General features: G+C 65.9%; 20 protein-coding genes. 4 read left to right on the top strand and 16 right to left on the bottom strand.

Features of this window, described 5'->3' with window-relative positions; translation table 11 throughout:
* The first annotated feature begins 140 nt into the window (after positions 1–140).
* On the top strand, positions 141–1,196 hold the full coding sequence (locus tag IAE40_RS03100; RefSeq protein WP_153774936.1) for an alpha/beta hydrolase family protein: 1,056 nt from the start codon (positions 141–143) through the stop codon (positions 1,194–1,196).
* On the opposite strand, the gene IAE40_RS03095 is transcribed toward IAE40_RS03100, so the two are convergent.
* Positions 1,146–2,336: an MFS transporter gene (locus tag IAE40_RS03095; RefSeq protein ID WP_200602638.1), complete on the bottom strand. Its 1,191-nt coding sequence runs from the start codon at positions 2,334–2,336 to the stop codon at positions 1,146–1,148. The two genes, IAE40_RS03100 and IAE40_RS03095, sit on opposite strands and share 51 nt — an antisense overlap.
* A 150-nt stretch (positions 2,337–2,486) precedes the next feature.
* Here IAE40_RS03095 and IAE40_RS03090 point away from each other — a divergent pair, with 150 nt between their 5' ends.
* The 3 genes from IAE40_RS03090 to yiaY all read left to right on the top strand — a co-directional run bounded on the left by IAE40_RS03090 (position 2,487) and on the right by yiaY (position 5,963).
* Positions 2,487–2,921, top strand: coding sequence for a PACE efflux transporter (locus IAE40_RS03090; protein ID WP_054893942.1), 435 nt, complete (start codon positions 2,487–2,489; stop codon positions 2,919–2,921).
* Between the two features lie 195 nt (positions 2,922–3,116).
* Positions 3,117–4,679: a threonine ammonia-lyase, biosynthetic gene (gene ilvA / locus IAE40_RS03085; protein ID WP_200602637.1), complete on the top strand. Its 1,563-nt coding sequence runs from the start codon at positions 3,117–3,119 to the stop codon at positions 4,677–4,679.
* A gap of 135 nt (positions 4,680–4,814) precedes the next feature.
* On the top strand, positions 4,815–5,963 hold the full coding sequence (gene yiaY, locus IAE40_RS03080) for an L-threonine dehydrogenase (protein ID WP_063544488.1): 1,149 nt from the start codon (positions 4,815–4,817) through the stop codon (positions 5,961–5,963).
* A 47-nt stretch (positions 5,964–6,010) separates the two neighbouring features.
* On the opposite strand, the gene IAE40_RS03075 is transcribed toward yiaY, so the two are convergent.
* The 15 genes from IAE40_RS03075 to IAE40_RS03005 form a co-directional block, all read right to left on the bottom strand.
* Positions 6,011–7,198 carry a hypothetical protein gene (locus IAE40_RS03075; protein ID WP_200602636.1) on the bottom strand — a complete coding sequence of 396 codons (1,188 nt, stop codon included), beginning with the start codon at positions 7,196–7,198 and terminating at the stop codon, positions 6,011–6,013.
* 91 nt (positions 7,199–7,289) lie between these two features.
* Positions 7,290–7,757: a VOC family protein gene (locus IAE40_RS03070; RefSeq protein ID WP_063544492.1), complete on the bottom strand. Its 468-nt coding sequence runs from the start codon at positions 7,755–7,757 to the stop codon at positions 7,290–7,292.
* Positions 7,758–7,857: 100 nt separating this feature from the next.
* Entirely contained in the window at positions 7,858–9,477 is a 1,620-nt protein-coding gene (locus IAE40_RS03065) for an NADP-dependent glyceraldehyde-3-phosphate dehydrogenase (protein ID WP_153774910.1), read from the bottom strand.
* A gap of 151 nt (positions 9,478–9,628) precedes the next feature.
* Positions 9,629–13,513 carry a leucine-rich repeat domain-containing protein gene (locus IAE40_RS03060; protein ID WP_200602635.1) on the bottom strand — a complete coding sequence of 1,295 codons (3,885 nt, stop codon included), beginning with the start codon at positions 13,511–13,513 and terminating at the stop codon, positions 9,629–9,631.
* A 150-nt stretch (positions 13,514–13,663) separates the two neighbouring features.
* A complete protein-coding gene (locus IAE40_RS03055; protein ID WP_197889529.1) occupies positions 13,664–14,431 on the bottom strand; it encodes a ChbG/HpnK family deacetylase in 768 nt (255 codons plus the stop codon).
* A complete protein-coding gene (locus tag IAE40_RS03050) occupies positions 14,403–15,563 on the bottom strand; it encodes a GNAT family N-acetyltransferase (protein WP_197889530.1) in 1,161 nt (386 codons plus the stop codon). The genes IAE40_RS03055 and IAE40_RS03050 overlap by 29 nt, the downstream gene beginning before the upstream one ends.
* Positions 15,564–15,567: 4 nt before the next feature.
* Positions 15,568–16,257 (bottom strand): GNAT family N-acetyltransferase, encoded by a 690-nt coding sequence (locus IAE40_RS03045; protein ID WP_054893951.1) that lies wholly within the window; start codon positions 16,255–16,257, stop codon positions 15,568–15,570.
* 34 nt (positions 16,258–16,291) lie between these two features.
* On the bottom strand, positions 16,292–18,202 hold the full coding sequence (locus tag IAE40_RS03040; RefSeq protein WP_200602634.1) for a hypothetical protein: 1,911 nt from the start codon (positions 18,200–18,202) through the stop codon (positions 16,292–16,294).
* Positions 18,199–19,503 carry a lipopolysaccharide biosynthesis protein gene (locus IAE40_RS03035; protein WP_200602633.1) on the bottom strand — a complete coding sequence of 435 codons (1,305 nt, stop codon included), beginning with the start codon at positions 19,501–19,503 and terminating at the stop codon, positions 18,199–18,201. Before IAE40_RS03035 ends, IAE40_RS03040 begins: the two co-directional genes overlap by 4 nt.
* On the bottom strand, positions 19,500–20,510 hold the full coding sequence (locus IAE40_RS03030; protein ID WP_112899558.1) for a polysaccharide deacetylase family protein: 1,011 nt from the start codon (positions 20,508–20,510) through the stop codon (positions 19,500–19,502). Before IAE40_RS03030 ends, IAE40_RS03035 begins: the two co-directional genes overlap by 4 nt.
* Positions 20,511–20,519: 9 nt before the next feature.
* Positions 20,520–21,656, bottom strand: coding sequence for a glycosyltransferase (locus IAE40_RS03025; protein ID WP_153774916.1), 1,137 nt, complete (start codon positions 21,654–21,656; stop codon positions 20,520–20,522).
* Complete coding sequence (locus IAE40_RS03020; RefSeq protein WP_153774917.1) at positions 21,649–22,614, bottom strand: glycosyltransferase; 966 nt, start codon at positions 22,612–22,614, stop codon at positions 21,649–21,651. Before IAE40_RS03020 ends, IAE40_RS03025 begins: the two co-directional genes overlap by 8 nt.
* The gene (locus IAE40_RS03015; protein ID WP_197889534.1) at positions 22,611–23,981 is read right to left on the bottom strand and encodes an O-antigen ligase family protein; all 1,371 of its coding nucleotides are present in this window, start codon (positions 23,979–23,981) and stop codon (positions 22,611–22,613) included. The genes IAE40_RS03020 and IAE40_RS03015 overlap by 4 nt, the downstream gene beginning before the upstream one ends.
* Positions 23,978–25,261: a glycosyltransferase family 4 protein gene (locus IAE40_RS03010; RefSeq protein WP_234465028.1), complete on the bottom strand. Its 1,284-nt coding sequence runs from the start codon at positions 25,259–25,261 to the stop codon at positions 23,978–23,980. The genes IAE40_RS03015 and IAE40_RS03010 overlap by 4 nt, the downstream gene beginning before the upstream one ends.
* Entirely contained in the window at positions 25,258–26,832 is a 1,575-nt protein-coding gene (locus tag IAE40_RS03005; protein ID WP_153774919.1) for a GumC family protein, read from the bottom strand. Before IAE40_RS03005 ends, IAE40_RS03010 begins: the two co-directional genes overlap by 4 nt.
* Positions 26,833–26,834 lie beyond the last annotated feature (2 nt).

Here is a 26,834-nt window from a genome sequence, read left to right as displayed (position 1 = left end):
CCAAAATAAAAAAAACAAATAAAACCCCGGCGGCCCCACCCCGCCCACCCCCGGCTTTTTCATGGATGTTTCATCTGTCGTCCATCGCGTAGCTTCTATGCTTATGCTACTCGTCCGCCTCGAGGGGAGAGACGCTCGCGATGAAAACCCGTGCCCTGTTGACGTTGCTCCTGCTCGGCGGCCTGCTGGCCCGTGCCGAGGCTTCACCTTGGGTGGCCGGCCTGCATCGCCTCACGCTTGCCGACCCGGTGGACGCCCAGCCCATGCAGGCCCTGGTGTTCTATCCCAGCAGCAGCCCGGCGCGGCCTACGCGCATCGAAGGCTACACCCTGCGGGTGGCCGAAGAGGCGCCGGTCGCCATGGGCCAGTTTCCGCTGCTGGTGGTCTCCCATGGTAATACCGGCACCCCGGTGGCGTTGCACGACCTGGCGACCTCGCTGGCCCGCCAGGGCTTCGTGGTGGTGGCCGTCACCCACCCGGGCGACAACCTTCGTGATCACAGTCGGCTGGGCAAGCTCAGCAACCTCTACGGCCGCCCCTTGCAGGTCAGCGCCGCGATCACGGCTGCGCGTGCGGATCACCTGCTCAGCCCCTACCTCAGCCAGGGCAAGGTTGGCGTGATCGGCTACTCGGCAGGCGGGGAGACCGCATTGATCCTGTCGGGCGCCCAGCCAGACCTTGAGCGACTGCGCAACTATTGCCTGGAACGGCCGATGGATGCCGATGCATGCAAGACCCATGGCGTGTTGATCGCCGACCGCAGCGAGTTGACCCCGCAGTCCGACCCGCGTGTCGGTGCGGTGATGCTGATGGCGCCGTTGAGCCTGATGTTTGGCCGCCATGCCCTGGCCGGCGTGCATGTGCCCGCACTGATCTACAGCGGCGACCAGGACCAGTTGCTTGCAGTCGACCGCAACGCCAGCGCCCTGGCGCGCAAGTTGCCGGTCACGCCCGACTACCGTCTGTTGTCTGGCGCTGGGCATTTCGTGTTCATGGCACCCTGCGACGACGAACAGCGCCAGCGCATGGCGGTGCTGTGCAAGGATGCCGACGGCATCGACCGTCGCCAGGTGCACAGGGGCCTGCAGAGCGAGGCTGCGGCGTTCTTCAGCCAGGCGCTGGGAGCCCCGGAGCCCGCCGAGCGTTCAGCGGCGGTCGGCGCGGCGGGCCAGCAGCAGGACCAGACCCACCCCTGACAGCGCCAGCAGCGCTGCCACGCAGAAGATCGACGCGTACCCCAGGTGCACGGCTACCGCGCCCATTACCGGGCCGGCCAGGCCCAATGCCAGGTCGAAGAACACCGCGTAGGCCCCGAGCCCCGCGCCCCGGCTGGCGCTGGGCACCTGCCTGATCGCCTCCACGCCCAGCGCTGGATACACCAGCGACAAGCCAAAGCCGGTGAGCCCCGCCCCAACCAAAGCCCATCCCGGTGCAGGCGCCAGCCACAGCAGGGTCAGCCCCAGCACTTCGGTGGCCATGCACGCGATCGCCACGTTATAGCCGCCGAAGCGGTTGACCGCGTTGACGAACAACAGCCGCGAGACGATGAAGCACAGGCCGAAGGCGCTCAGGCACCAGGCCGCGCCGACCCAGCCTTGCTCCAGGTAGTAGAGGGTGACGAAGGTGGTCAGGGTGCCGTAGCCGATCGACGCCAGTGTCAGCCCCATGCCGCAGGGTGCAACGCGGCCAAAGGCGGACCAGAAGGGCAGGCGCTCACCCCGAACCACTACCACGTCCGGGCGGCCGCGCAGCACCCACAGGGCCAGCAGCGACATCACCAGCAAGGCCGGACCGAGGGCAACGAAGCTCAGTTGGCCGACCATCACCACCCCGGCGGGCGCGCCGATGGCGATGGCGCCATAGGAGGCGATGCCGTTCCAGGAGATCACCCGGGCGGTGTGCTCGGCACCGACCTGGCCGATGCCCCAGCTCAGCGTGGCGACGCCGATCAGGCCTTGGGCGACCCCCAGCAGCACACGCCCGGCCAGCAGCAACGCCAGGCTCAGCGAGGGCAGGGCGAGGGACCAGGCCGACAGCAGGGTCAGCACGCCGCAACCGGCAATGCCATACAGCCCGTAGCGAATCGCCTGCTTGCCGCCCAGGCTATCGGCCACGCGACCGGCGAAGGGCCTGCTGAGCAAGGTGGCGAGGTATTGCAAGCCGATGGTCAGGCCGGCGATCACCGCACCCATGCCCAACTGGTCGTGTACATGGCCGGGCAGCACCGCGATGGGCAGGCCGATGCACAGGAAGGCGACGAAGGTGTAGAAGACGATCGAAAGGATCTGCAGGGTCAGGGCGGTGGTGCTGACAGGCGTTGGGGCTGGGGCGGTCATGGCGGTGTTCGCGGGCGGGCGGTGCAGCAATCATGGCTGGCTGGAGGGATAAAAGAAAGCAGCCTAACGATTTTTCCACACGATTCCTGTGCTTGAACCGGTGCCTGAACCCGCGTACCGTCTCCTTCCGTTTCCGCCAAGGAGTGCCCCATGCAAGGCAAGGCCCGCAAGGTCGTCCAGGCCATTCTCTACGAAGTCATCGCCGTGGCGTGCGTGGCGCCTGCGCTGTCGCTGATGTTCGACGCCGGCATGGCCCATTCGACGATACTTTCGATCCTGATGTCGGGTATCGCCATGAGCTGGAACATGGGCTACAACTGGGCCTTCGAGCGCTGGGAAGCACGCCAGGCGCAGCGTACCCGTACCTGGTTCCGCCGCTTGCTGCATGCGCTGGGCTTCGAGGGTGGGCTGGTGCTGATCCTGCTGCCGCTGGTGGCGTTCTGGCTGGATATCAGCCTGTGGAGCGCGTTGCTCACCAACCTGGCCCTGTTCGTGTTCTTCTTCGTCTATGCCTTCGTCTTCCAGTGGGGCTTTGACAAGGTCTTCGACGTGCCGCTGTCGGCACAGCAACAGGCGCGTTGCTGAATGTTGACTTCCTACGGTTTGGCGGGATAAGTTCCTACTCCATGAATACCTACTCGCCTGTGCGCACCTTCGGCCTGATTATTATTACCGCCATTATCGGATTGGCGGGCTAGCGCGCACTGGCACCGAAACCCGCCCTGGAGGCGGGTTTTTTCTTCTCGACTCCTGGGCATCTGCAAACCCCAGGAGTCATCGATGAGCAATCTGAGCGTCAGCCCCCGTTCCCCCGTCACGCCCCAGCAACTGCTGTCGGAGCAGGTGCGGCGCATTCTTGCAGCGCCCGTGTACGACCTGGCCATCGAAACCCCGCTGCAGGCGGCCCCGGCGCTGTCCACCAGCCTCGGCAACCAGGTGTTGCTCAAGCGCGAAGACCTGCAACCGACCTTCTCGTTCAAGATCCGCGGTGCCTATACCCGGCTGTCGCGCCTGTCCCAGGTCCAGCGCGAGCGTGGCGTGATCACCGCTTCCGCCGGCAACCATGCCCAGGGCGTGGCGCTGGCCGCAGCGCACCTGGGCATGACGGCGACCATCGTCATGCCCACCACCACCCCTGAACTGAAGATCGCCGGTGTGCGCTCGCGCGGCGGCAACGTGGTGCTGCATGGCGAAAGCTTCCCCCATGCCTTGGCCCATGCGCTGCAACTGGCCGACCGCCAGGGCGCGACCTTCGTACCGCCGTTCGACGATCCGGACGTGATCGCCGGGCAGGGCACCGTGGCCATGGAGATCCTGCGTCAGCACCCTGGGGCGCTGGATGCGATCTTCGTCCCGGTCGGTGGCGGTGGCCTGATCGCGGGTATCGCCGCCTACGTGAAGTACCTGCGTCCGCAGGTCAAGGTGATCGGTGTCGAGCCTGAGGACTCCAACTGCCTGCAGGCCGCCCTGGCCGCTGGCGAGCGGGTGGTACTGGCGCAGGTCGGCACCTTTGCCGACGGCGTGGCGGTGGCCCAGGTCGGTGCCCATTGCTTCGAGTTGTGCCGGCATTTCGTCGACGAAGTGATCACCGTCAGCAGCGATGAGCTGTGCGCGGCGATCAAGGACATCTACGACGATACCCGCTCGATCACCGAACCATCCGGCGCGCTGGCCGTGGCCGGCATCAAGAAGTACGTGGCGCGAGACGCCGTCCGTGGGCAGACCCTGGTCGCCATCGACTCCGGGGCCAACATCAATTTCGACCGCCTGCGCCATGTGGCCGAACGTGCCGAACTCGGTGAGCAGCGTGAGGCGGTGATCGCGGTCACCATCCCTGAGCGGCCGGGGAGCTTTCGCGCGTTCTGCCAGGCCCTGGGCAAGCGCCAGGTGACCGAGTTCAACTACCGCTACCACCCTGGCAAGGAAGCCCGGCTGTTCGTTGGCGTGCAAACCCATCCGCAGCACGACCCGCGCGAGGGCCTGCTGGACAGCTTGCGGGCACAGGGCTATGAGGTACTCGACCTGACCGACAACGAACTGGCCAAGCTGCATGTGCGCCACACTGTCGGCGGCCATGCTGCGCCGAGCGCCGACGAGCGGGTGCTGCGCTTCGAGTTCCCCGAACGCCCAGGTGCGTTGCTGGGCTTTCTCGAGCGCCTGGGCCAGAACTGGAACATCAGTCTGTTCCACTACCGTAACCATGGCGCTGCCGAGGCACGGGTATTCGCTGCGCTGGAGGTGCCAGTCGACGAGCAGGCCCTCATGCCCCAGGCGCTGCAGGCCATGGGTTATCGCTATTGGGATGAGACGGACAATCCGGCGTATCGGTTGTTTCTGGGGTAAACGAGTGCCGCTCATCGCGGAATGCCTGCGATGTCGACCGTTCAGTCACGGCGGCTTGTCCTGGATCAACGTTCGTCCAGCAGTTAGGGCAGATCCTCGAGGGTAGACAGACAACAACCTGAGAGGATCTCGGCCATGAGCAGCACCTTCTTCATTCCACCCGTCAACATCATGGGCCTCGATTGCCTGGACGAAGCCATGGCGGCGATTGCCGGCTACGGCTTGCGCAAGGCGTTGATCGTGACTGACGAAGGCCTGTCCAGGGCCGGGGTCGCCAAGCGCATCGCCGGGCTACTGGCCGAGCGCGACATCGACTCGGCGATCTTCGACGGCGCCAAGCCCAACCCGAGCATCGCCAACGTCGAGGCGGGCCTGGCACTGTTGCAGCGCGAACGCTGCGACTGTGTGATCTCGCTCGGTGGCGGCTCGCCCCATGACTGCGCCAAGGGCATCGCCCTGTGCGCAACCAACGGCGGGCATATTCGCGACTACGAAGGCGTGGACCGTTCCGCCAAGCCGCAATTGCCACTGATCGCCATCAACACCACGGCCGGTACGGCCAGCGAGATGACGCGTTTCTGCATCATCACCGACGAATCGCGCCACGTGAAAATGGCCATCGTCGACCGCAATGTCACGCCGATCCTGTCGGTCAACGACCCGGCACTGATGGTCGGCATGCCCAAGGGCCTGACCGCCGCCACCGGCATGGATGCGCTGACCCACGCCATCGAGGCGTATGTCTCCACGGCCGCCAACCCGATCACCGACGCCTGCGCACTCAAGGCCATCACGTTGATCAACGACAACCTGCGCCAGGCGGTTGCCGACGGCCAGGACTTGCAAGCCCGGGAGAACATGGCGTACGCCCAGTTCCTCGCCGGCATGGCCTTCAACAATGCTTCGCTGGGTTATGTACATGCCATGGCGCATCAGCTCGGTGGCTACTACGACCTGCCGCATGGGGTCTGCAACGCGGTGTTGCTGCCGCATGTGCAACGCTTCAATGCCCAGGTCAGCGCCGCGCGTCTGCGCGATGTGGCCAAGGCCATGGGGGTGAAGGTGTGTGGGCTGACGGCAGAGCAGGGCGCGGGGGCGGCGATTTCGGCGATCGAGCATCTGGCCGTGGCGGTAGGGATCCCTTCCGGCCTGGCAGAGCTGGGGGCCAAGCGCGAAGATGTGCCGGTGTTGGCGGCCAATGCGTTGAAGGATGCCTGTGGGCTGACCAATCCGCGCACTGCCAGCCAGGGGGAGATCGAAGCGATTTTCGAGGCGGCGTTCTAGTTGACTCAAGGAACAGACGGCCTTGGCAAGCAGCACAAGGCCGCGCTTCAGCGCTCACGCATGAAGAACCCCGCCACGTACTTGCGGAAGGTTTCCGGGCTCTTGAAGTCTGCGTAGCGCTTGAAGTTTTCCGTGTCGGGCTCCGGGCCGAGCGGCTTTTCCAGCAGCGACACCGACAGCACGCGGTCCTGGTCGGAAGTCAGTACCAGCTCGTCCATCACCTCGCCGCCGATCACCGGGCGGCGCATCAGCACTTTGACCCCCTTGCCCGCCATCCAGTCGATCAGCGAGACCAGGGCTTTCAGCGGTTCGCGCTCCTCGTCACGGTATACCGGGAACAAGTGCACGCGTGACAGCACCGGTACGCTGGCGACATGGATCAGTTCGTAGTAGTGGCTGCCGGCAGTGGCGGGCGAGTACAGCGCCAGGGCCAGCAGCGGGCCGCCGGTCTTGCTACCGCCCCAGAGCAAGTGATGGCCCTGGAAATCGAAACCGTCCTCGCTGCGGGCGTTAAGCACCTTGCGACCCTTGATCTGCTCGACGCAGTCCAGCAGCAGACCGTGGCGGCGGTGGTTGCCGAATACGCTGGATTCACGCAGGCGCGCCTTGAGCATCATCATGTGCTTCATGTCCAGGCGCGTTTCCAGGTAGTTGCTCGCCGGGACTCGCTCGAGCAGCGGATAGCGACCAGCAACGCCGCGCAGTTCGGCGAACTGGGCGGTCAGGTCCTTTTTCAGGTGCGTGGCGTAGACGTTCAGGCCGCTGGCTTCGATCCAGGTCAGCAGCAGCGACAACAGGCGCTGTTGCTCGCGGCGCTCACCGGCCTCACCGCCGATTCCGTTACCCGTGGTGGCGCGGTGGAAGTCGCCGAGCAGACGCAGCGGCGTGTCTGGTGGCAGCCAGGCGGCGGGCGGCGGTACGTCCTCGCTGCGCTCCATGGCTTCGCGCTCGTCCTTGGTGAAAGGGCAGCCGGGAGCATGCTCCGGGGTGTCGGGGTTATTGCGCAGGAACAAGGTGCCAGTGTTGCCGTTGAGGCTGACATTGAGCACCGGCAGGGCATCCTTGCGGCAATCGCAGGCCAGCCATTGGTTGGCGCTGCGCACCTTCATCAGCCACTGGTTGGCTTGCAGCAGGCGCGGGCCAACCAGCGTGGCACTGGCAAACCCGGCCAGCAGTTCTTCTTCGGCCGGGGTGAGGGTGCGCACCTGCGCGCCGTTCTTTTCGATGATTCGCATTCAATAGCAGCTCCGAGCTACAAGCCTCAAGCTTCAAGCAAAGCCGCGGCGCTTTCAACTTCAAGCGTGCGGCTTGCGACTCGTCGCCCGCTCAGTTGCCGCCGAACAGCTTGGCTGCGCGGGCGTGGATCTCTTCGGGGCTCAGGTCTTCCTTGTGGGTGGACACGAACCAGAGGTTGCCGAAGGGGTCTTTCAAGGTGCCGCTGCGATCACCATAGAACTGGTCCTGCACCTCTCGCAGTGGCGTGGCGCCGGCAGCGACGGCCTGTGCATAGACCTTGTCGCAGTCCTCGACATACAGGTGCAAGCCGATGGCAGCCCCTGGCAGCGACTGGCTGGCGGTGAGGCCACCGTCCATGTCGCAGGGGTCGGCGAGCATCAGCGAGGAGTCACCGATTTTCAGCTCGGCATGACCGACGCGACCGTCGGGGCCGTCGAGGCGAAACATCTCGACGGCGCCAAAGGCTTGCTTGTAGAAGGCGATGGCCTTGGCGGCATCCTTGATACCCAGATAGGGCGTGATGCTGTGCTGGCCTTCGGGGATGGGTTTGGCTGGCATTGCGCATACCTCCTGTGGAAGGTGGTCATTCGTCGAAACTGTATATTTGTACAGTTTCGACGAATGCGCAAATGCCGTTTTCCGATTAAGCGGCCGCTGGCTAGAAGATGTAGTCGGTGGTCAGGAAGCTGGACTGGCGATTGCGGATGATCTCGCTGATCAGCGTCTTGTTGGATTCCTGGAACTTGGTGGCCACCAGGGTACGGATCGAGAATACCCGCAGCGCGTCATGCACCGACAAGGTCCCTTCGGCGCTGTTCTTGCGGCCGTTGAACGGATAGGTGTCCGGGCCGCGCTGGCACTGGGCGTTGAGGTTGATGCGCCCGACCTGGTTGGCGAAGGTGTCGACCAACGCACCGACGGTCTGCGGGTCGTTGCCGAACAGGCTCAGTTGCTGGCCGTAGTCGGAGTCGAGCACATAGTCGATCACCGTCTGCAGGTCGCGGTAGGGCACCACCGGCACCAGCGGGCCGAACTGCTCTTCGTGATAGACGCGCATCGACGGCGCTACCGGGTACAGCAGGGCGGGGTAGAAGAACGACCCCCGGCTCTGGCCGCCGCCCGGGTTGAGGATTTTCGCGCCGTGCGCCTGCGCGTCGGCGACCAGGCCGTCGAGGTAGTCGACCTTGCCCGGCTCCGGCAGCGGCGTCAGTGCAACGCCGGGTTCCCAGGGCATGCCTGGCTTGAGTGCCGCCAGCTTGCGCTGGAATTTCTCGAGGAACGGCTCGACCACATCCTCGTGCACGAACAGGATCTTCAGTGCCGTGCAGCGCTGGCCGTTGAACGACAGGGCGCCGGTCAAGGCTTCATCGACTGCGTTGTCCAGGTCCACCTCGGGCAGCACGATCCCCGGATTCTTGGCATCCAGGCCCAGCGCCGCACGCAGGCGGTGTGGGCGCGGATGGAGCTTTTTCAGGTCGCTGGCGGCCTTGTGCGTGCCGATGAAGGCGAACACATCGACCTTGCCGCTGGCCATCAGAGCGCTGACCGTCTCGCGGCCGCGACCATAGATGACGTTGATCACTCCTGGCGGGAAGCTGTCGCGGAAGGCTTCGAGCAGGGGGCGGATCAGCAGCACACCGAACTTGGCCGGCTTGAACACCACGGTGTTGCCCATGATCAGCGCCGGGATCAGCGTGGTGAAGGTCTCGTTGAGCGGATAGTTGTACGGCCCCATGCACAGCGCCACGCCCAGTGGTGCGCGGCGGATCTGGCCGAGTGTGCCCTGTTCCAGCTCGAAGCGGCTGGAACGTCGATCCAGGTCCTTGAGGGCGTTGATGGTATCGACGATGTAGTCGCAGGTGCGGTCGAACTCCTTTTCCGAGTCTTTGAGGTTCTTGCCGATCTCCCACATCAGCAGCTTGACCACGGCGCTGCGTTGTTCGCGCATGCGCGCCAGGAAGGCTTCGACATGCTGGATACGTTCGGCCACACGCATGTTCGGCCACACGCCGCGGCCCTTGTCGTAGGCTTGCACCGCGGCATCGAGGGCGGTGAGGGCGGTGTCGGCGTCAAGCAGCGGCGCGCTGCCGAGGACGACTTGGCGTTCCTGATCGCCCTCCTTGAGCCACACCGGGCTGCGCACCGTGGCCAGCGGCCCGTCCCAGCGCCTGAGCTGCCCTGCCACCAGATAGTCGCGTTGCTCCAGTGGCTCGCCCAGGCGCCAGGCCTCGGGGATGTCTTCTGGGGTGGGAAACAGCGAATCGAGCAGACGGTCCATGGGTACTGCACCTCACTTTTAGCTGATCAGGTGAAACGCTTCAGCCGAGCATGCACCTGCCGTCGGAAATATTCCAGTCTGGTTGAAGTGCGACGATTCGCCATCGCCAAGCCGTTGGCGCCCGACAGGCGCCGACGGGTGGCCACGGTGTTTACTCTTCCGGTGACGGCGGCTCAGGCGACTCGGCGAGCTCGGCTTCGGGCGCCGGTGGGAAAGGCAGTTCCAGCAAATGCTCGGCCCCTGCGGCAATCGCTTGCTCGCCCAATATCGCGTCCTGATCCATCAGGTGAAGGCGTCGCCAGATTTCCGTGAGGTTTGCCTCGGGGGCCGCATTGAACTGATCATCCTCGATCAGCGTCCTCAGGTCCCTGCGGTACTGGAGGGGCAGGCGATTCCAGACGCTGAAGTCTTCGTCGCTGGCCGTGGACAGCAAGGCTTCGTATTCATGCTCGGCGACCATCAGGTCTACGCCGAAACGCACGTAGTAGGCATTGAGCTGCGCAATCATGGCGTCGTCCATGTATTGGCTTTCCAGCCGCATCACTTGCGCGAGCGGACGCGGCAGAGGTTGTGGCTGCGGCAGTTCGTTGAAGCGGTTTTCGCCCAGATTGACGATGTACGGGTTGCGCATGTTCGCCAGGCCAGCGGGCATTTCGGTCAGTTCGCAATTGCCGAGCAGCAGCGATTCCAGGTTGGGCAGAGCCTGCAGGTTGGGGCTTGCCTGCAGCGGATTGTTGGTGAGGTCGAGGGTCAAGAGGTTGACCATCCCGTTCAACCTTTGCTGTGCCTGTTCGTTCCAGATCAGGTTGTTTCCCTCCAGGTCGAGCAGGCGTAGCGTTTGCGGGTTGCGCAGTTGCGGAAAGTGTTGCAGCGAGCACGCTTCCAGGCTCAGCGCATGCAGATTGGGCAGGCGTTCGAGCAACGAAGCGGGAAGGGTGCTGATTTGCGGATTGCGGGCCAGGTCAAGAAGCTGGACATGCGGGAAGTGGTGGGGTAGTTCCAGGCTGGCGAGGTCGGCGTCGGTGAGATCGAGGTCGGCCAGCTCCAGCGAAAACAGCCACTGTTCGCCCAGCGCTTGTCGACTCATGCCGCGCCAGCTGTTCAGCAGTCGCGTCATGGCCTGGGTTCGGGCAGGTGAGCCCTCGGCCCAGGCAGCGAAGTTGGCCGTCACTACTTGATACCGCGCGTTCAGGGACGCCACGGCCTGATCCGGGCTCACTCCTTGCTCGCGACTCGCGGCAAAGAAGGCTTCGACGCCTTCGTCGTTCATGGCGGGGTAGATCTGCTGCACCTGGCGGTAAAGCGCCCGGTCGATCGGTTCGGGAGGTGGCGCAGGGACGACTGCCGGCTCAGGCTCGATCCCGGGTGCAGGGTTCGGATCCATCGGCGTTCCTCCACGAAGCCCCTGTTGCGGTAACCAGGCGAAGTCGCCGAATGGGCGCAGTTGCCGGGCCCAGGCCTGGCGGTCGGCGTCGATCAGGGCTGTCAGGCGCGCTCGCAGGCTGTCACCGGTGCTGGCCTCAAGCGCCATCGCCGCACGCTCATTGGCTGACAGTATTTTCACCGCAGCCTGGCACAGATCGGCAGTGGCGGGTGTGGGGGCGGGGCGCTCGCCCAGATAGGGCTCGTACCCTTGAGCAGACTGGATGATGACCCGCAAGCGCGTAGCGTAGCGGCTGCCAGCTACGGCAAGGGTAGGCCCATGGGGGCTGTCTGCGCGCAGCTCGATGCGCACATCCTGTGGCCAGCCTTTCAGCGCGGTCATGGCTTTGAGAGCAAGGCGTTCGCTGTGCGCGCTGGCCAGCTCGGGCAGGTACAGGCCTTCGAGGCCGCGGACAACCGGCAGCTGCGCCTCAAGGCCCTGCGCAAGTCTGGCCAGGCGTGTGGGGAGGGCTTGCCCTGTGCTCCAGGCCGCTTGTTCGGTCGTGGTCATCGAGCCGAGCAGGCGCCTGCACAATGGCGCACCGAGTCTGGGGTAGTCCTGCAGCATCCGCGCTTCGTCGACATGGGCCGGCACACTGGCCTCGTAGCCTTCGGCGAACAGCCTGTCACGCTCGGCGGCGCTCGCTGTCGGATAGTGTTGTCCGACCTGCCGTTGCACGCGCAGGCGTGCCAAGGTGTCGGCCAGCAGCGGTGGGGTCTTGGCGTGGGTCAGGTGTACCTGGCGCAGTTGTGCTTCGTCCATGCCGCTGATGCGTGCTGCCTGCTCCAGTTGCGCCGGGGTGAAGGCTTCGAGACGGCTGTCCAGGCGCCTCACCAGTGTCGCCAGTTGCCAGTCGCGTGGTTGTTCGTGCTCGGCGCGCCAGGCGCCTTCGTCATTGTGCTCCAGCAGCGGTTGATAGGCGTCAGGGTCATCAGGATGAACGAGCCGCCAGCGCTGCAGCTGTGCGTCGAAGCGCCGCAGATATCGGTGGCCGTCCATGTGCAAGGACTCCGGCGTGATCTCGGAGGCCTTGACACGGTAGGGCGTCAGGTCGCCGCGCCAGAGGCGTTGGCTGCCATCGGCGCGGGTGATCGGATCGAGGCTTTCGAGCAACGGTGTGCGGGTAAGCGTGCGTACCACCTGCCCGCCGACATGCAGCCCGGCGATCACTGCCAGGTTGAGGCCTACCACTTTCAGGTGCTGGAACGCCTCGTCGCGATCACCGACCTCCCAGGCCTCGTAGCCTTCATAGACTTCATGCAGCAATTGGCAGGCCGTTACCGCGACCATCAGTACACCCACTGCGGGGATGAACATGCCGATGGTCATCAGGGCGTTCAAGCCCAGGCTCTCCCACATCTGCAGGCGCTTCTTGCGCGCCTTTTCGTCGGCTTGGGCCGTGGGCACCGCGAACAGCATTGCCTCGGCCTTGAGCCAGGCGAGATGGTCGGTGTACAGGAAGTCGAACAGCGGCCCTTCGATATCGTGCCGCTCCAGGTGCAGGTCGGCGCCATCAGGCAGTGTCCAGGCCTGCTCATAGCCTGCGTGCGCATCGCTGCTGAGGTTCTGCCGGGCACGATCGAGGAACTGCAGGCGTTCTTCGCTGGCGATCAGCGCCAGGCAGCGTTTGCGAAAGGCGGGGTCGCAAAGGTCGGTCTGCAATTGCACCACCAGCGCCTGGTCACTGCTGAAGACACGGACGGCGGCTTCCTGACCTGGCAGATACAGCAGTCGACCGACGTCACCGGCGTCGACCAGCAGGGCCTCGTGCAACGTCACGCCGAACAGTTGCAACTGTTGGCAAGGCAAGGCCGATCCGTCATCGAGCAACTGCTGGATGCAATCTCGTGCGTTGCCGCCGATCCGATGCTGTAGTCGCGCCAGGTCTGCCGCCAGTTGCAGGTTGCTCTGGTAGAGCCTGATCGCGGCAGGGCGGACATTGGGCGTGCTGAACCTGGCTTGCAGGTGTTCCTGGTAGCGCTGGCCCAGGTCGAGATTGCGGCAGGTGCTGGCGAAAGCTTCGGGTGAAAGCGGCAATGCTTTGATGCTGAAGGCTTTGGAGGCCAGGGGGTAGGGCACTCGGGTTTCGCTGTCACCGAGGGTGGTGGTGCCGGTCACCGTGATGTCGGTGATCTCGGTATCACCCTTCAGGGCCAGTGCGCTCTTGATGTTGAAACTGATGTCATCGGCAAAGTTGTGCAGGGCAGCTTCGAGCAACGTGCGACGCTCGTAGGTGCTCACGTAGACCTCATGGGTGTAACGGTCATGCACATGGATCAGCTCCGCTGTGCGCAGCGGGGCCTGGAACCCGTGCTCGGCTTTCAATTGCGCGGCGAGCAGTGGCTCGGCGAATTCGTCGATCTGCTGGAGGCCCTTGAGCGTCCGGGCCAGGCGCTGCTGCGCCGTGGCCAACTGCGCCTGGCTGGCCAGCACGGCCTCGCGCAGTTCGGGCAAGGCGTTTTCGAAGCCGTCGGCGTGCTGCCCTGGCAGGCCCTGCAGAGGCAGGGTGCTGGCGCGCAAGGTTTGCCATTGTTCTTCACTGAGTCTTGACGCCCATGAAGGCAAGCGCTGGGTGATGAGGTGCTGGTGGGTGGAGGGGAGAGTTGAAGGCATGGCTGTCGCTCCTGTTGTGGAACGCAACAGCAGGCGCCATCGATGGCTGATTCGGGTGGTAGATAGATGCAGACCGTGGTGCTGTTTTCTTTGGACTGCCCGCGAAAGCACACCACGCACACGCGCACTGGGCATGCCAGTGCGCAGGCATCAGGACATGTTCAATTCGGTATAACCCACCCGCTCAACCCCCTGCAACTGGCGGTCGACCAGGCTCTTGAGGGATTCCCCGGTTGCCAGGTAGGCATCACCGAAGTCGTGGCCGCCCAGGGCGCTGGGATGGGCCACCACCTCCAGTACGCCATGCGCCGGCGCCAGTCCGGCCTTGAGATCCAGCGGGGTGCAGACGTAGTCGGCGGTCACGCCGCAGAGCTGTTTCAGGCGCCGGTTGAGCAGGGTCTTGAAGACCCGCTTCAGTGGCCCGATGTTGGCCCCGACATTGCGCGCCAGACGCACCGGTATGGCGTGTTCGCGGGCAAACCGTGCGACCACCTCACCGACCGGCCAGATGTTGTGCACGTGCTGGTGCGAGTCCAGGTGGCTGGGAATGACGCCATGGGCCACACAACGTTGCCATTGGGTCTCGAGCTCCTCGCGTACGGCCTCGCGCTCACTGCGTGAGAGGCGCAGGGTGCGCTGGCGCAGCCCGAGGTCGAACTCGCCCTGGGCGGTGCAGAAGCGCGGCTCGGCGAGGATCGCCTGGCTCAGGGGGCGGCCGTAGGTCAGGTTGAAATGCAGGCCGATGCGGCCCTTCAGCGCCGGCTGCTGGGCCAGTACGCACGCGGCCTGGAACGCCGGCATGTTGGCCATCAGTGTTGCCGAGCTGATCAGCCCGGCCTGGAACGCGTGCAGGATCACCGCGTTGATGGGGGCACTGAGGCCGAAGTCGTCAGCGTTGACTATGACCTGGGATGGCATCCGCTCGCTCCTGTGTGGGGTTCGGGGTGACGGTGGCTGCACTGTCGGCCTTGCGCAGGCGCGGCTTGAGCCAGCGCCAGCAACGCAGGGCCAGGCCCAGGGCGATGCCGTCCGGGCGCCAGCTGTAGCCGCTCAGGCGCCATTGTTCGACCTGGCCGGTCTGGCGTTCATGCAACTGGTGGCTGGAGTTATCAAGGCTTACCCGCGAGGCGTCGACCCAGCTCCAGCCCTCGTCGAGGCCCCAGTGAATCCACTCTTCGAGCAGCACCCGGCCACTGCCCAGCTCGCGCTGTTCGGGCACGAACGCCAGGTTGTAGTCGTAAATGCGACCGTGTTCGAGCAGGCCCAGGCGGTAGCTGATGCAGCGCCCGTCCAGCTCCAGCAACACCAGGCACACCAACCCTTCGCCAGCCAGCTCAGTGAAGGCCTGGTACATCCACTCGCGGCGCTGGCTGCCCGAGAAGATGCCGACATCGTCGTCGCCCTTCCAGCTCGCCGCTTCCACGGCGCTGATCGCATCGAGCAGGGCGGTGATGTTGTGGCGGTCGGCGACCACCCGGCGCACCTGCGCGCCGCAGGCTGCAATGCGCTTGCGTGCACGGCGCAGCTTGTAGCGTGGGTCGCCACTGACCTCCTGGCGGTCGGCTTCACTGATGCGGTGCACCGGTACACGGCAGGTCAGGCGGCGCTCGAAGGTCGAACAGGCCGCAGCCCATTGGCGCAGCCAGTCCTCATCGCCACCTTGCACCACTTCACTCAATTGCAGCAGCGCATGGGGCAGGTGCTTGCGGATGGCTTGGAGCACTTGTGTGGCGTGGTGTGCTGGCAGGTCGAGCAACAACGCGATGCGGTCGCTCAGCGGGTGGCCCAGGTGACGCACCACCGGGACATTCAGTGGGCCGACCGCCTGGCGCTCGCGCACCAGCGGCAGGCACAGGCACAGGCGGCCATCGAGGTGGCCGAGCAGGATCTGCAGTTGCTGGCCTGGTTGCAGTGCGGCCTCGGCGGCGCACAGCCAGCCCAGGTGATTGAACGGGGTGCTGCCGGCCACGCGCTGGCGCAGCGCCTCATAGCCGGCGGCAGGGAAGCTGGGGGTGCGCAGCGAGGCGCACCAGCTCAGTTGCAGGGCCATGGGGTCAGGACGCCGTGGCCGTGGCGCTTTCGGACGCCGGTTTACGCAAGGTTTCCAGGCGCGACTCGCTGTAGCGGCTCTCGCGGAAGAACTTCCAGCGCCCGAACAGGCAGTAGACATTCATGATGCGCCCTTGCTCCTGGTAGCCCATGCGCAGGTGCAGCTTGAGCGCCGGGATGTTGTGTTGTTCGCAGACGTCCACCACCTTGGTGCAACCCTGCGCGGCCATGGCCTTCCACAACGCCACTTGCAAGTCCACCGACAGCTCGCTGCCCCAGTACTTGCGGATCAACTCGCCGCCGAACTCGAAGAACTCGCCCGGACCGACCGGGAACCAGCACCCGTAGTAGTGGCGGTCATGGTAGTTGCGCGCGCTGCCCCAGATGAAGGCCACGGTGTCACCTTCGTCATCTACGAACATCAAGCCTGTGTAGCCCTCGGCGGCCAGCTCGCGCATGGTCTCGACGCGGTCGCCGAAATGCCGGGTGAAGGCCTTGACGTTGTTCACGGTGATGTTTTCGAGGCGCAGTCGCGCATAGGGTTTGAGACGGTGCGGGGGCACCGGGGTTTCCAGGTCGCGTTCCATCCACACCAGCTCCCAATGATAGAAGACGTAGTGTCGCCAGGCGCTGCTCAAGGTGTTGCGCAGTCCCTTGCGCTTGATGCGATCCTGGATCTTGCTCAATGCACGCATGGTGCCTCCTGTTCATGGCAGATCGAGGTGCGTTTCATGACGCACTCCAGGTCAGGGCAAACAAGGTCTGCCCTGGCAGTTGAAAACGGATCTGTCCCTGCTGGCAGCTGACGCGGGCAGGGCGCGGGTGATTATCGGGGCCGAACAGCTCGAGCCGGGCGGCCGGGCAGTCGCCGAGTGCCAGCTCGACCTGCTGCACGCGCTCGGCCTTGTTGACCCCCAGCAGGCTGCGCTGACGGCCGTCGGCCATGGCCAGGACGTCGACCTCGAAGGCGTCGTTGTCCAAGGCCAGCACCTGGCGCAGCCAGTGGCGCTGGATGAACTGCTGGGCAAGGCCCACCGGCTTGAGCTCGAAACGCTCATCGCCCAGCACGCGGATCATGCCCTTCGGCCATTCGGGCTCGTCGGCGACATGGAACCAGTTGAGCATGTCCAGCAGGCCATCGGCGGAGGCGTTGATCACCACCGACGCCCACCACAGGCCAGCGTAGTGGGTGTTCTGGTCATAGGGGCTGAGGCTGGAGCCGCTGGACAGGTTGGTCTGGTCGAGCAGCAGCGCCTTGCGCGGGCGGCCCTGGTTGTCGAGGCCGACCAAGGCCGCGGCCTGGCGCACGCTGTCGCGGTAGCTGCGGGTGGCGAGCAGGTCGCGGACCATCCATTCGTGCCAGGCCAGAGCATCGATCTGCGCGCCGTGCTCCCGGAGCAGGCGCCGGGCCCAGTCGATGCCGCGCAGGTCCTTGCTGCCCTGGGTGAAGGGGCCGCCGAGCAGGCGTGACGAGGCGGGCATGGCGATGCGCACGCCTGCCTCCCGAGCGCCCGGCCAGGCGCTTACGCGCTGGGCCATGCCGGTGAAGAAGTCGCGGTAGCTTTCATAGTCGCGGTAATTGAGGTTCGGCTCGTCGGCGAAGGCCAGGTAGTGCAGGCCCTTGCCGCCCAGGCGCGCGGTGCCGGCCAGCCAGGCATCGAGGCCGTCGTGGCTGGTGCGATCGGCGGCGAGGTCGGCGCGCCTACCGGTGCCGGCGAGCAGGGTGATGTCCTGGGTGATGCCGAAGCGCTGCTGGTACAGGCGTCGCCAGGCGTCTTCATAGCCGGGTTGGCGGGCGAGCACGTCCATGAAGCTGTAGTAGCCGGCCGCCTGCGGACGCAGGGCGTCCAGGGCCGCGAAGCTCGGCGGTGGCGGCAGTACGTAGGGCAGGTTGACCCCCAGCAGCGGCGTAGGGCCGAGCACCTTGGCCTGGAGCTTGAGCCGCACCTGCCCGGCAAGGTTGGCGACGTCGCCCAGATGATCGGCGCGCTGGGCGAACAGGTTGGCGCTGCCGTCGAGCCAGAATGCCGCCTTGCCGCGCCCCTGCAAGCGTAGCCGCCAGGTTTCGTCGCGGGGGCTGACTGGCAGCGTCTGCTGGTCGAAGCGCCAGTAGGCCGGGTAGGGCTTGAGCGCCACCTCGACCTGCTGGCCGTCGCTCAGGCGTTGCGCCGAAAGCCCGCGCACGCCGCCGTGGAACTTGCCGGCCAGCGTCGCCTGCTCACCGGCCTTGACCCGGAAATACAGCTCGACCCGTGGTCCGACTTCGGCGCTGAAGTGCACCTTGGCGGGGGCGAACAGGGCGCGCGTGGTGTCGCTGTGCTCGATCTGGTAGCCACGGAAGCTGTACCCAGGGACTTCCAGGCGATAGGGGCCGGCGTCGGCGCTCAGCGGCCAGCGCTGCTCGCCGCGCAATTCCTCGGCCTTGATCGCCCGCTCGCCGCGCAGCTGGCCACGGCCGTCGAGCAGGAAGATGCGCTCGGCATTGGCGTCGGCCTGCCAGGCCGGGTGCCAGCGCAGGCGCAGTTCATCGTTGCGTCCTGGTTGCAGGTACAGGCTGCCATCGCGGATATCGCCCCATTGCAGGGGGGCCGCAGGTGCCAGCGGCACCCACAGGGCACAGAGCAGCAGCCAGCGTTTCATGCTGGCCTGCGCTGCAACATCTGGCGCAGCGGCGCGAAGTCGCTGGGCAGGATGATCAGGGTGTGCAGTACCGGCACGCCACTCAGGCGGCAGTACAGCACCAGCATGGCCACGGTCACCGCCAGGTAGGCGATCGATGACGCCGCGGCGGCGCCGACGATGCCCCAGGTCGGAATCAGCAGCACATTGAGCACCAGGTTCAGCGCGGCGCCTGCACCCATCATCAGCGATACCGTGCCGGGGCGGTTCTTGCCCAGCAGGTCCAGGCGCAGGATGCTGGCGTAGCACAGCCCCAGCAGCCCTGGGAGCAAGGCCAGCAGGGCCGGGTAGGCCGGTTGGTAGGCCATGCCGAACAGGGTGACGATCAGCCAGTCGCCGATCACCGCCATGCACAGGCAGGCACCGAGCATCACCGTGGCGGTCAGGCGCAGTGCCAGGGGGGTGAGTTTTTCCATGCCGGCGTCCTGCTGCAGCAGGCGCTTCATCAGCGGTGTGGTCACCGCTTCCGGGACGATCAGCAGCAGTTCGGCGGCGGCACTGGCCATGGCGTAGTGGCCCAGTGCAGTACTGCCGAGCATGGCGCCGATGAACAGGTAGTCCGAGCGCAGGATGACTTGCTGGAACAACAGGTCAGGATGGCTCTTGGCGCTGTAGCTGAGCAGCTCGCGCTGGCCGCCGCGGTCCCAGCGCAGGGCCAGCGGATGCTGGCGGCGCAGCCACCACAGGCCCAGCACCAGCACCAGGGCGATGCCCACCAGCCAGCTGATCAGCGCCGCCTCCAGCGCCTCTTCACGCCACATCCAGAACAACGCAAGAAACAGCAGCAGCGGTGCGGCCGATTCGGTCAGGCGCAGCACGTTGAACGCGCCGACGCCACCGCTGGCGTTGTGCAGTGTCAGCAGGCCGCTCTTGAGGACGGTCATCGGCACCGCCAGCAGCAACAGCCAGGCCAGCAGGCCTAACTGCAGGGTGATGTCCAGGTCGGCACCGAACTCGCGCACCAGCAGCACGCAGACCAGCGTCAACAGCCCGGCCAGCAGGCAACCGTAGACCAGCACCTGGGTCAGCAGCAGGCCCATGTCGCGCTGCTTGGCCGCCTGGTAGCCAACGGCGCTGTTCAGCCCGCCGCTGGTGGCGGCGCTGATCAGGTCGGGCAGGGTGCTGAGCAGGGCGAACAAGCCCCGTTCGCTGGGGCCGAGGATGCGCGCCAGCAGCACGTTGCGCAGCAGGCGCAGGGCGATCATCGCAAGCTTGGTGCCCATGCTCAGCGCCAGATGGCGCAGGTAATGGTTGCGGCTCATGAGCGGCCCCCGCGGCTGATGCGCCAGGCCAGCAGCGATGGGCGGCTGGCATTGCGCTGGCTGACGCCGATGCGTGGCAGGGCCAGCGGATCGTCATGCCCCTGGCAGATACCGGCGCGTGTGCTCAGGGCGAAGGGGTAGCGGTGCGCCGCCACGCGGGCGCGCACGCGATCGTCATGATCGCCATTGGGGTAGCAGTACACCGGCAGGGGTTGTTGGCAACCGTGCTCCAGGGCGGCGTGGCTGCGTTGCAGTTCCTCGTCCAGGCGCCGGTCGTCGAGATAGGGCAACAAGGCGTGGCTGGCGCCGTGCGGGCCGAAGCGCACCAGGCCCGAATCCTCGAGCTCGCGCACTTGCTGCCAGTCCATGGCCTGGGGCAGCGATTCGGCCGGGCAGGCGTCGGTCAGTTGCTGCAGGGCCTGCGGGCTGAGGCTCTTGAGGCTTTGCAGGTAGTGCGCCAGCACCTGGCTGCGCGCTTGCGAGCGGTCGTTCATGAAGTAGGCCGCCGGCAGCGGTCGGCCGAGCTTGCGCAGGTACTCGATGAGGTTGTGCCGCGCAGGTTCGCCGTGGCTGCCCCACAGGGTCTCGCCGACGCTTTCCCACCAGAAGCGCTGGCGGCTGCCGATGTAGTCGGTGGACAGGAAGATGCTCGCCGGCACCTGGTGCTTGCGCAGCAGCGGGAAGGCGTTGCTGGCATTGTCGCGCCAGCCGTCGTCGAAGGTCAGGGCAACCTTGGGGCGCTGGTTGCTGCGGGGGGTCTCATGGTCCTTGAGCAGGTCCATGAGGCTGACGCAGTCGAAGTGCCGAGGCAGCCAGCGCAGCAGCCCTTCGAAGGCGCGTGGCCCGACGCACAGCTCGTTGCGGTGCGGCAAGGCGGCGCTGGCATCATCGGCCAGTACCCGATGCAGCATGAGGATCACCCCGGCGCCGCGCAATTCGGCGCGGCCCTTGGGCGACTTGAAATACAGCCAGCCACTGGCCTGTTTGATCGTCGTCTTGATCGGCATGTCCATCGCTCATCGATTCTGGTCGGGATTCCATTGGCTGTAGCTGTGCCCGCGCAGGAATTGCCACAGGCCGACACTCATGCCCGCCAGCGTCACCAGCACGAAGGCGGCCAGGCGGAATGGCCTGGGCAGGCGGTGGCCAGCATCGAGCAGGCCGGCGATCGCAGCGGCATAGCCGAGCAGTTGCGCGGCCAGGGTCAGGTGGTAGAAGTGCGATTCACCCACCAGCCACAGGTTGGCCAACAGCAGCGGCAGCAACAGCACCGGCGCCAGGCGGCGGATCAGCTTGTGGCTGATCAGGGCGATGGCGTACAGGCCGTGACGCATCGGGTTGAGCAGTTCGCTGCGCGCGGCCAGGCTCTGCAGGCCGCCGACGGTGACGCGTTGGCGACGGCGGAACTGCTTGTCGGCCTCGTCCACGCCCTGGTCGAGGACGATCGCCTCGGGCACGTAGACGATGCGCTGGCCGGCGGCCGGGGCGCAGGTGCTGATATAGAAGTCATCGTTGACCTGTTTGGGAATCGCCTGGTACAGCGGGCGGCGCAGGGCGAGCAGGGCGCCGTCTGCCGAGACCATGCAGCCGGTGCGGTTCTCGACCTTGCGCACCCAGGCTTCGTAATGGCGATACAGGCTGTCGCCCAGGCTCAGGCCCTTGCCTGGGTCGGGGATGATCATGTGCCCGGCAGTCCCGCCGACATCTGCGTCGGCGAAGGGCGCCAGCAGCAGGCCGAGGGTGTTGCCGGCCCACTGGTTGTCAGCGTCGGTGAACACCAGGATATCGCCGCGGCAGACGCTCACCGCAGTGTTCAGCGCGCCGGTCTTGCCCAGGCGCGGCAGGTCCAGCACCTGTACCCGTGGATCGTTCACGGCGCGGGCCAGCGCCACGGTGCGGTCGCTGGAGCCGTCGCTGGCCACCACCACCTGCAGTTCGGCGGCCTGGTAGTCCTGGGCGAGCACGCTGGCGAGCTTGGCTTCGATATGCCGCTCCTCGTTGTGCGCGGCGATCACCACGCTGACCCGCTGCGGCGCTAGCGGGCCGGGTGTGCGCACAGGAAAGAACGGCGCCGCCAGGGTCAGCAGCACGGGATAGCCGACCCAGGCGTACAGCGGCAACAGCAGGCACAACCAGAAGATGATCTCAGCCACGGGCGGGCCTCCTTGCGGTGCGGTTGAACAGGCTGAGGATGAACGCAGCCCCGGCCAGGTGCAGGCGCAGCCAGTGCAGGCCCCAGAGCTGCAGGGTCAGCAACGTGTCGTGGTGCCTGAGGCTCTGGCGCAGACTCAGCGCCAGGGCAGGCAGGGCGCTGATCAGCAGCAGCACCAGGGCCACATGGGGGAAACCGTCGAGCAGGGCCGACAGCGCCATGGCGTCGAGGACCCAGGCGCCCACCGACAGCAGCGGGAAACGCAGCAGGCGCAGGCTCACGCCATGGCTGCGCAGCAGTTGCAAGTGGCTACCCTGACGCCACATCTCCTTGCCCAGCCATTCGCCCCAGCTGCCCTCGAAGCCCCAGTGCAGCACCACCGGCTGGCGCAGCACGCGCAGGCGCGCGCCGGCTTCGTGCAGGCGCAGGGTGAAGTCCTTGTCTTCGCCGGTGCGCAGGCGCTCGTCGAAGCCGCCGACCTGGTCGAACCAGGTGCGGCGCATCAGCAGGTTGGGCGTAGGCAGCCAGGTGCAGTCCTGTACCGTCTGCCCGGCGCGCAGGGTGCGGCGTTGCCAGGCGTGGGCGAACCACGGCGCCTGGCGCGGGGTATCGCAATCGAGGGCGAAGACGTCGCCTTCACCGCGGCGCTGCAGGCCCAGCAGCAGGTCGAGCCAGTTGTCCGGTACTTCGATGTCGGCATCCAGAAATGCCAGCCACTCACCGTGGCTGACCTGCGCGCCCTGGTTGCGCAGGGCGCCGATGGCCACGCCAGGCAGGCTCAGCACCTGGGCACCGTGCTGGCGGGCAATGGCAGGGCCGTTGTCGCTGGAGCCGTTGTCGACCACGATCAGCTCACAGCCGAGCCCCGCGCAGTGGGCGGCCTTGCGCGCGGCATCGAGGGTGCGGCCGATATGCCGGGCTTCGTTGAACATCGGGATGACGATGCTTACCTGATTCATCGCTGCGCCTCCACGTCTCGCGACGCGGTGGCCTGGCGCAGCAGCACGCTGGACAGCGCCAGCATCAGCCACAGGTACTTGTGGCTGGGGGCACTGAGGAACATCAGGAACAGCCCGATGGCCAGCATGCTCATGGTCAGGTGGGTCATCAGGTCGGCGTTATCGTGCTCGCCGGTGGCACGCCACGCCGCACGGGCCTGCCAGAAGTTGCGCAGGGCCAGGGCGATCATGCCGACGAAGGCCAGCCCCGCCGGCAGGCCGGTTTCGCTGAACAGCTCGAGGTAGGTGTTGTGGGCGCGACGATAGAGGTCGGTGGTCTTGCTGTTGACCGGGGCGAAGGCCTTGGAGAAACCGGTGTCGGCGTAGTGCAGCGGGAAAGTGCCGGGGCCGGTGCCGAGCATCGGGCTGTGGCTGATCATCTCCTTGCCCACCACCAGGTACGAGGCGCGTCGGCCCAGGGATTCGTCCTGGTGCGCATTGACCCCGGACTTGAGCAGCATCAGCGACTGGATGCGATCGGCGTAGCCGGCCGGCATCAGGGCCGCGCCCAGCGGCAGGACAATGGCCAGGCCGAGCATGGCGAAGCCCAGGTGACGCGGGCGGATCCGTGTCAGTTGCTCGCGGTAGTTGTACAGCACGATGCCCAGGCTGATCAGCAACACCACCAGGCCTGAGCGCGACTCGGTCTTGGTCATGCCCACCAACAGCAACAGGCAGCAGCCGGCCCAGAACAGCTTGAGCGGAATCTGTCGGGTCTTGATCGCCAGCCACAACCCCAGCGGCATGGCGATGGTGATCAGCAGGGCGAAGGCGTTGGGGTCGAGCATGGCCGAGGCGCGGCCCTGTTCCTGGTACTTGGTGGAGAAGATGGCGAACAGGCAGGTCACGCAGACACTGACGGTGATCAGCCGCGCCAGCATCCGCAGATTGAGGTCGCGCCCCACCAGCAGGGTGATGACGAACACCACCAGCCCCACCAGCAGTTCACGCAGGTGCAGCACCGACAGCTCGACGCTGTCGCTGGTCCACAGGCTCAGCAGGTACAGGGCCATGAATGGGATCAGCAACCGCCACTGGTTGCTGCGCAGGCGCTCGGCCGGCAACTGACGCACGGCCAGTTGCAGCGTGAGGATCAGCACCAGGCCCAGGCCGATCAGCTTGGCGCCGGAGACCATGCTGTCCTTGAGCAGCCCTTCGAGCGGCACCAGCGCGGCGATCGCCAGCAGGCCCCAGGCTGGCTTGCGGTACAGCACCAAGGCACCGGCCAGGCCGACCACGGCGCCAGGGGCCAGGTAAGGGTAGGGGCTGGCCAGCAGCCCCAGCGACAGCAGGGCCACCAGGCCCACCAGCGACAGGGGGATGATCATGCGACAACCTCCATGGCCGTGCCCTGGTACACCAGGGCCCAGCGTTGTGCCAGGGTCGGCAGGTGGTAGCGTTCGCGCTGGGTCTGGCGGGCGCGGGCCACCAGTTCTTCAGCCTGTTGCGGATCGCCCAGCAGCGCCTGCAGGTGGGCAGCGAGTTCATCGACCGCCAGCGGTGCGGCAAGCAGCCCGCTGCGGCCGTGTTCGATCACATCGGGAATGCCGCCGACACCGAAGGCCACCACCGGTACGCCGTCCTGCATGGCTTCGAGCAGGATCATTGGCGTGCCTTCGGTGCGCGAGCTGATCACCAGGGCATCCAGTCGGGTCATCCAGGCTTGCATGTCGCGCTGGAAACCCGGCAGCGTGATGCGTTCGGACAACCCAGCGGCATCGATGCGCGCCTGCAGCGTGGCGCGTTCGGGGCCGTCGCCGAGCATCACCGCGTGCAGGTGCGGGTGGCGCTGGCACAGCGGGATCAGGGTATCGAGGAACAGGTCGGGGCCTTTTTCGCTGGACAGCCGCCCGACATAGCCTGCCAGCCAAGGGGCTTGGCGCGATCCGTGGCTCTGCACCGCAGCGCTACCATCGCGGGACGAGCCCGCTCCCACAGGGGCTGCGGGGGTAGCGCAATGCACAGGTGTCGCGGCCTCCAGCGAACCCTGTGGGAGCGGCCTTGTGCCGCGATCACCGGCGTAGCCGGTGCCCTGCACCGCGGTGCTGCCATTGCGGGACGAGCCCACTCCCACAGGGGCAGATTGCACAGATGCCACAGGCTCCGGCAGGCCGTTGGGGATTACCTGCAACTTGCTGGCTGGAACACCCGCCTGGCGGTGGATGCGGGCAATGCTCTCGGCCACGCACACCACAGTCGCCACCGTGGGTGTGCGGCACAGTTGCAGGCTCAGCCAGGTGTAGAAGCGCTGCTTGGTGCTGCGCGGCGTGAAGCCGTGCTGGGTGGTCACCAGTGGCAGGCGCCACAGTGTCGCGGCCAGCCAGCCGAAGACCATACCCTTGAAGTTGTGGGTGTTGATCAACGGCCGCTCGCCACGCACGGCCGCCACTTGCCTGAGCAGTGCGCCCAGGCCATGGCAGCTCTGGCAGTCGATGCCGGCTTCGCGAAAGCGCATCACCAGATCCTGCGGCGCGTCGAGGAACAGCACCCGGTGCCTGCCAGGGGTTGCCTGGCAGTGGTCCAGGAGCATGCGCTCGGCGCCGTAGAATCCGCCGCTGCTGAGCAGGTGCAGGATCAACTGGCCGGTAGCGGGCACGGCAGCGTTCAATTGCGCACCCAGTGCATCAGGCGAGGCAGCGACCACGACTTGTGCGGGTTGGGCAGCGCCGGGGTCTGGTCGTTGATCACCAGCAGCACCGGCAGGCCCAGCTCGTGGCTGATTTGTGCAGGGTGCTTGAAGCGGTGGTCGAAGAACTCCTTGACGTAGACCAGCGCGATGGCCAGCAGCAGGCCGGTGACCAGGCCGAACGGGATGATCAGGCCAGGTTTGGGGAACGACGCGGTGGCCGGCTCATAGGGTGCGCTGAGAATCCGCGCGTTGGACTGGCTACCATCGAGCAGGCCCTGGCCGCGGCTTTCCTCATAGCGCTGGGCGTAGGTGGAGAAGGCCTTGTGCAGGGCATCGATCTCGGTGTCGAGCTGGCGGGTCTTGCTCTGGGTCTCGCGCAGCTCGGTGATGCGGTTCTTGTATTCACCGATGCGTTGGGTCTTCTGGTCGATCACCTGCTGGGTCACGGCCAGGTCCTGCTGGCGTTCGCGGATACGGTTCTCGACGATCTTGAGGAATTGGCCGCGCAGCTGGGCGATCTGCTGGCGTGCCATGACCATCTGCTCGGCCCCGGGCTGGAACACCGTGGCATCGCCGTTGTAGCGGGCCAACTGGGTGGTCAGCTGCTCGCCCAGTTGCTTGATCTCGCGGTCTTCGAAGGCGACGTTATCGACCGTGGTGGTGAAGGTGTAGGGGAAGGCATAGTCGGCCATCTTCGCCTTGCTCGCCGCGGCCAGGCTGCTCTGCAGGTAGTCGAGCCACTGCTGGTTTTCCAGCTTGCGGTCGCGCTGCAGGTTGAGTGCCTGTTCCTCGGTGTTGATCGCATTGAGGCGGAAGGTGATCTCTTCTTTCGGATCGGACGAGCCGATCGCCGTCAGCAGGGCCAGGCGTTGGCCCTCGAGGTCGCCCAGGCGCGCCTGGTAGTGCAGTTTCTTCTGCTCGTAGAAGGTCTCGGGCAGCTCGTTGGACTGCAGGTCCTGGCGGTTCTTCAGGAAGTTGTCCAGCAGGCGGGCGACGAACAGGGTGCCGAGCCGGGCGTCATCGGCGCTGTAGGTGACCGAGATGACGTTGGAGCCGGGCAGGGTCTCGATCTTGAGGTCCTTGACCGCCTGATCGGTGAGCTCGTCGAGCTGGGTATCGCGCTCGTCGGCGACCGACTTGCCCAGCAGGCGATGCAGCGGGTCGACGATGCCATGGCGCAGCGGGTCGATCACGGTGCGTCGCAGTAGACCGGGTTCGGCCTGGTACTGGCCTTCCTGGCGCAGTTGGCTGATGGTCTGGCGGATCAGCGTGGGCGAGCGCAGGATGTTGCTCTCGGTCTCCATGTCGGCCAGCGACGGCGGGATGAACTGGTCCGCCTGCTGAGCCAGCGAGGAGCTGGTATCACTTTGCGAGAGCTTCTTCGATTGCACGATGACTTCGGCGGTGATGTCGAAGCTCTGCTTGAGCACCAGCGGTAGAATCACCGCGATCACCGCGAAGATCAGGAACACCCGTTTCACCAATTGGCGGTTGGCGAAGAAGATGCGGAAGAACTCATGCACATAGTTTTCTTTCGGTTGCGTGGTCATGG

Source organism: Pseudomonas sp. S44 (assembly GCF_016624805.1).
Lineage (GTDB): Bacteria > Pseudomonadota > Gammaproteobacteria > Pseudomonadales > Pseudomonadaceae > Aquipseudomonas > Aquipseudomonas machongensis.
Note: the sequence above shows the minus strand (reverse complement) of the source record. Positions and strands in the feature narration are given on the sequence as shown.

Coding starts and splice junctions, on each gene's coding strand:
- IAE40_RS03100 (WP_153774936.1), top strand. CDS start 141: ATGAAAACCCGTGCCCTGTTGACGTTGCTCCTGCTCGGCGGCCTGCTG.
- IAE40_RS03095 (WP_200602638.1), bottom strand. CDS start 2,336: ATGACCGCCCCAGCCCCAACGCCTGTCAGCACCACCGCCCTGACCCTG.
- IAE40_RS03090 (WP_054893942.1), top strand. CDS start 2,487: ATGCAAGGCAAGGCCCGCAAGGTCGTCCAGGCCATTCTCTACGAAGTC.
- ilvA (WP_200602637.1), top strand. CDS start 3,117: ATGAGCAATCTGAGCGTCAGCCCCCGTTCCCCCGTCACGCCCCAGCAA.
- yiaY (WP_063544488.1), top strand. CDS start 4,815: ATGAGCAGCACCTTCTTCATTCCACCCGTCAACATCATGGGCCTCGAT.
- IAE40_RS03075 (WP_200602636.1), bottom strand. CDS start 7,198: ATGCGAATCATCGAAAAGAACGGCGCGCAGGTGCGCACCCTCACCCCG.
- IAE40_RS03070 (WP_063544492.1), bottom strand. CDS start 7,757: ATGCCAGCCAAACCCATCCCCGAAGGCCAGCACAGCATCACGCCCTAT.
- IAE40_RS03065 (WP_153774910.1), bottom strand. CDS start 9,477: ATGGACCGTCTGCTCGATTCGCTGTTTCCCACCCCAGAAGACATCCCC.
- IAE40_RS03060 (WP_200602635.1), bottom strand. CDS start 13,513: ATGCCTTCAACTCTCCCCTCCACCCACCAGCACCTCATCACCCAGCGC.
- IAE40_RS03055 (WP_197889529.1), bottom strand. CDS start 14,431: ATGCCATCCCAGGTCATAGTCAACGCTGACGACTTCGGCCTCAGTGCC.
- IAE40_RS03050 (WP_197889530.1), bottom strand. CDS start 15,563: ATGGCCCTGCAACTGAGCTGGTGCGCCTCGCTGCGCACCCCCAGCTTC.
- IAE40_RS03045 (WP_054893951.1), bottom strand. CDS start 16,257: ATGCGTGCATTGAGCAAGATCCAGGATCGCATCAAGCGCAAGGGACTG.
- IAE40_RS03040 (WP_200602634.1), bottom strand. CDS start 18,202: ATGAAACGCTGGCTGCTGCTCTGTGCCCTGTGGGTGCCGCTGGCACCT.
- IAE40_RS03035 (WP_200602633.1), bottom strand. CDS start 19,503: ATGAGCCGCAACCATTACCTGCGCCATCTGGCGCTGAGCATGGGCACC.
- IAE40_RS03030 (WP_112899558.1), bottom strand. CDS start 20,510: ATGCCGATCAAGACGACGATCAAACAGGCCAGTGGCTGGCTGTATTTC.
- IAE40_RS03020 (WP_153774917.1), bottom strand. CDS start 22,614: ATGAATCAGGTAAGCATCGTCATCCCGATGTTCAACGAAGCCCGGCAT.
- IAE40_RS03015 (WP_197889534.1), bottom strand. CDS start 23,981: ATGATCATCCCCCTGTCGCTGGTGGGCCTGGTGGCCCTGCTGTCGCTG.
- IAE40_RS03005 (WP_153774919.1), bottom strand. CDS start 26,832: ATGACCACGCAACCGAAAGAAAACTATGTGCATGAGTTCTTCCGCATC.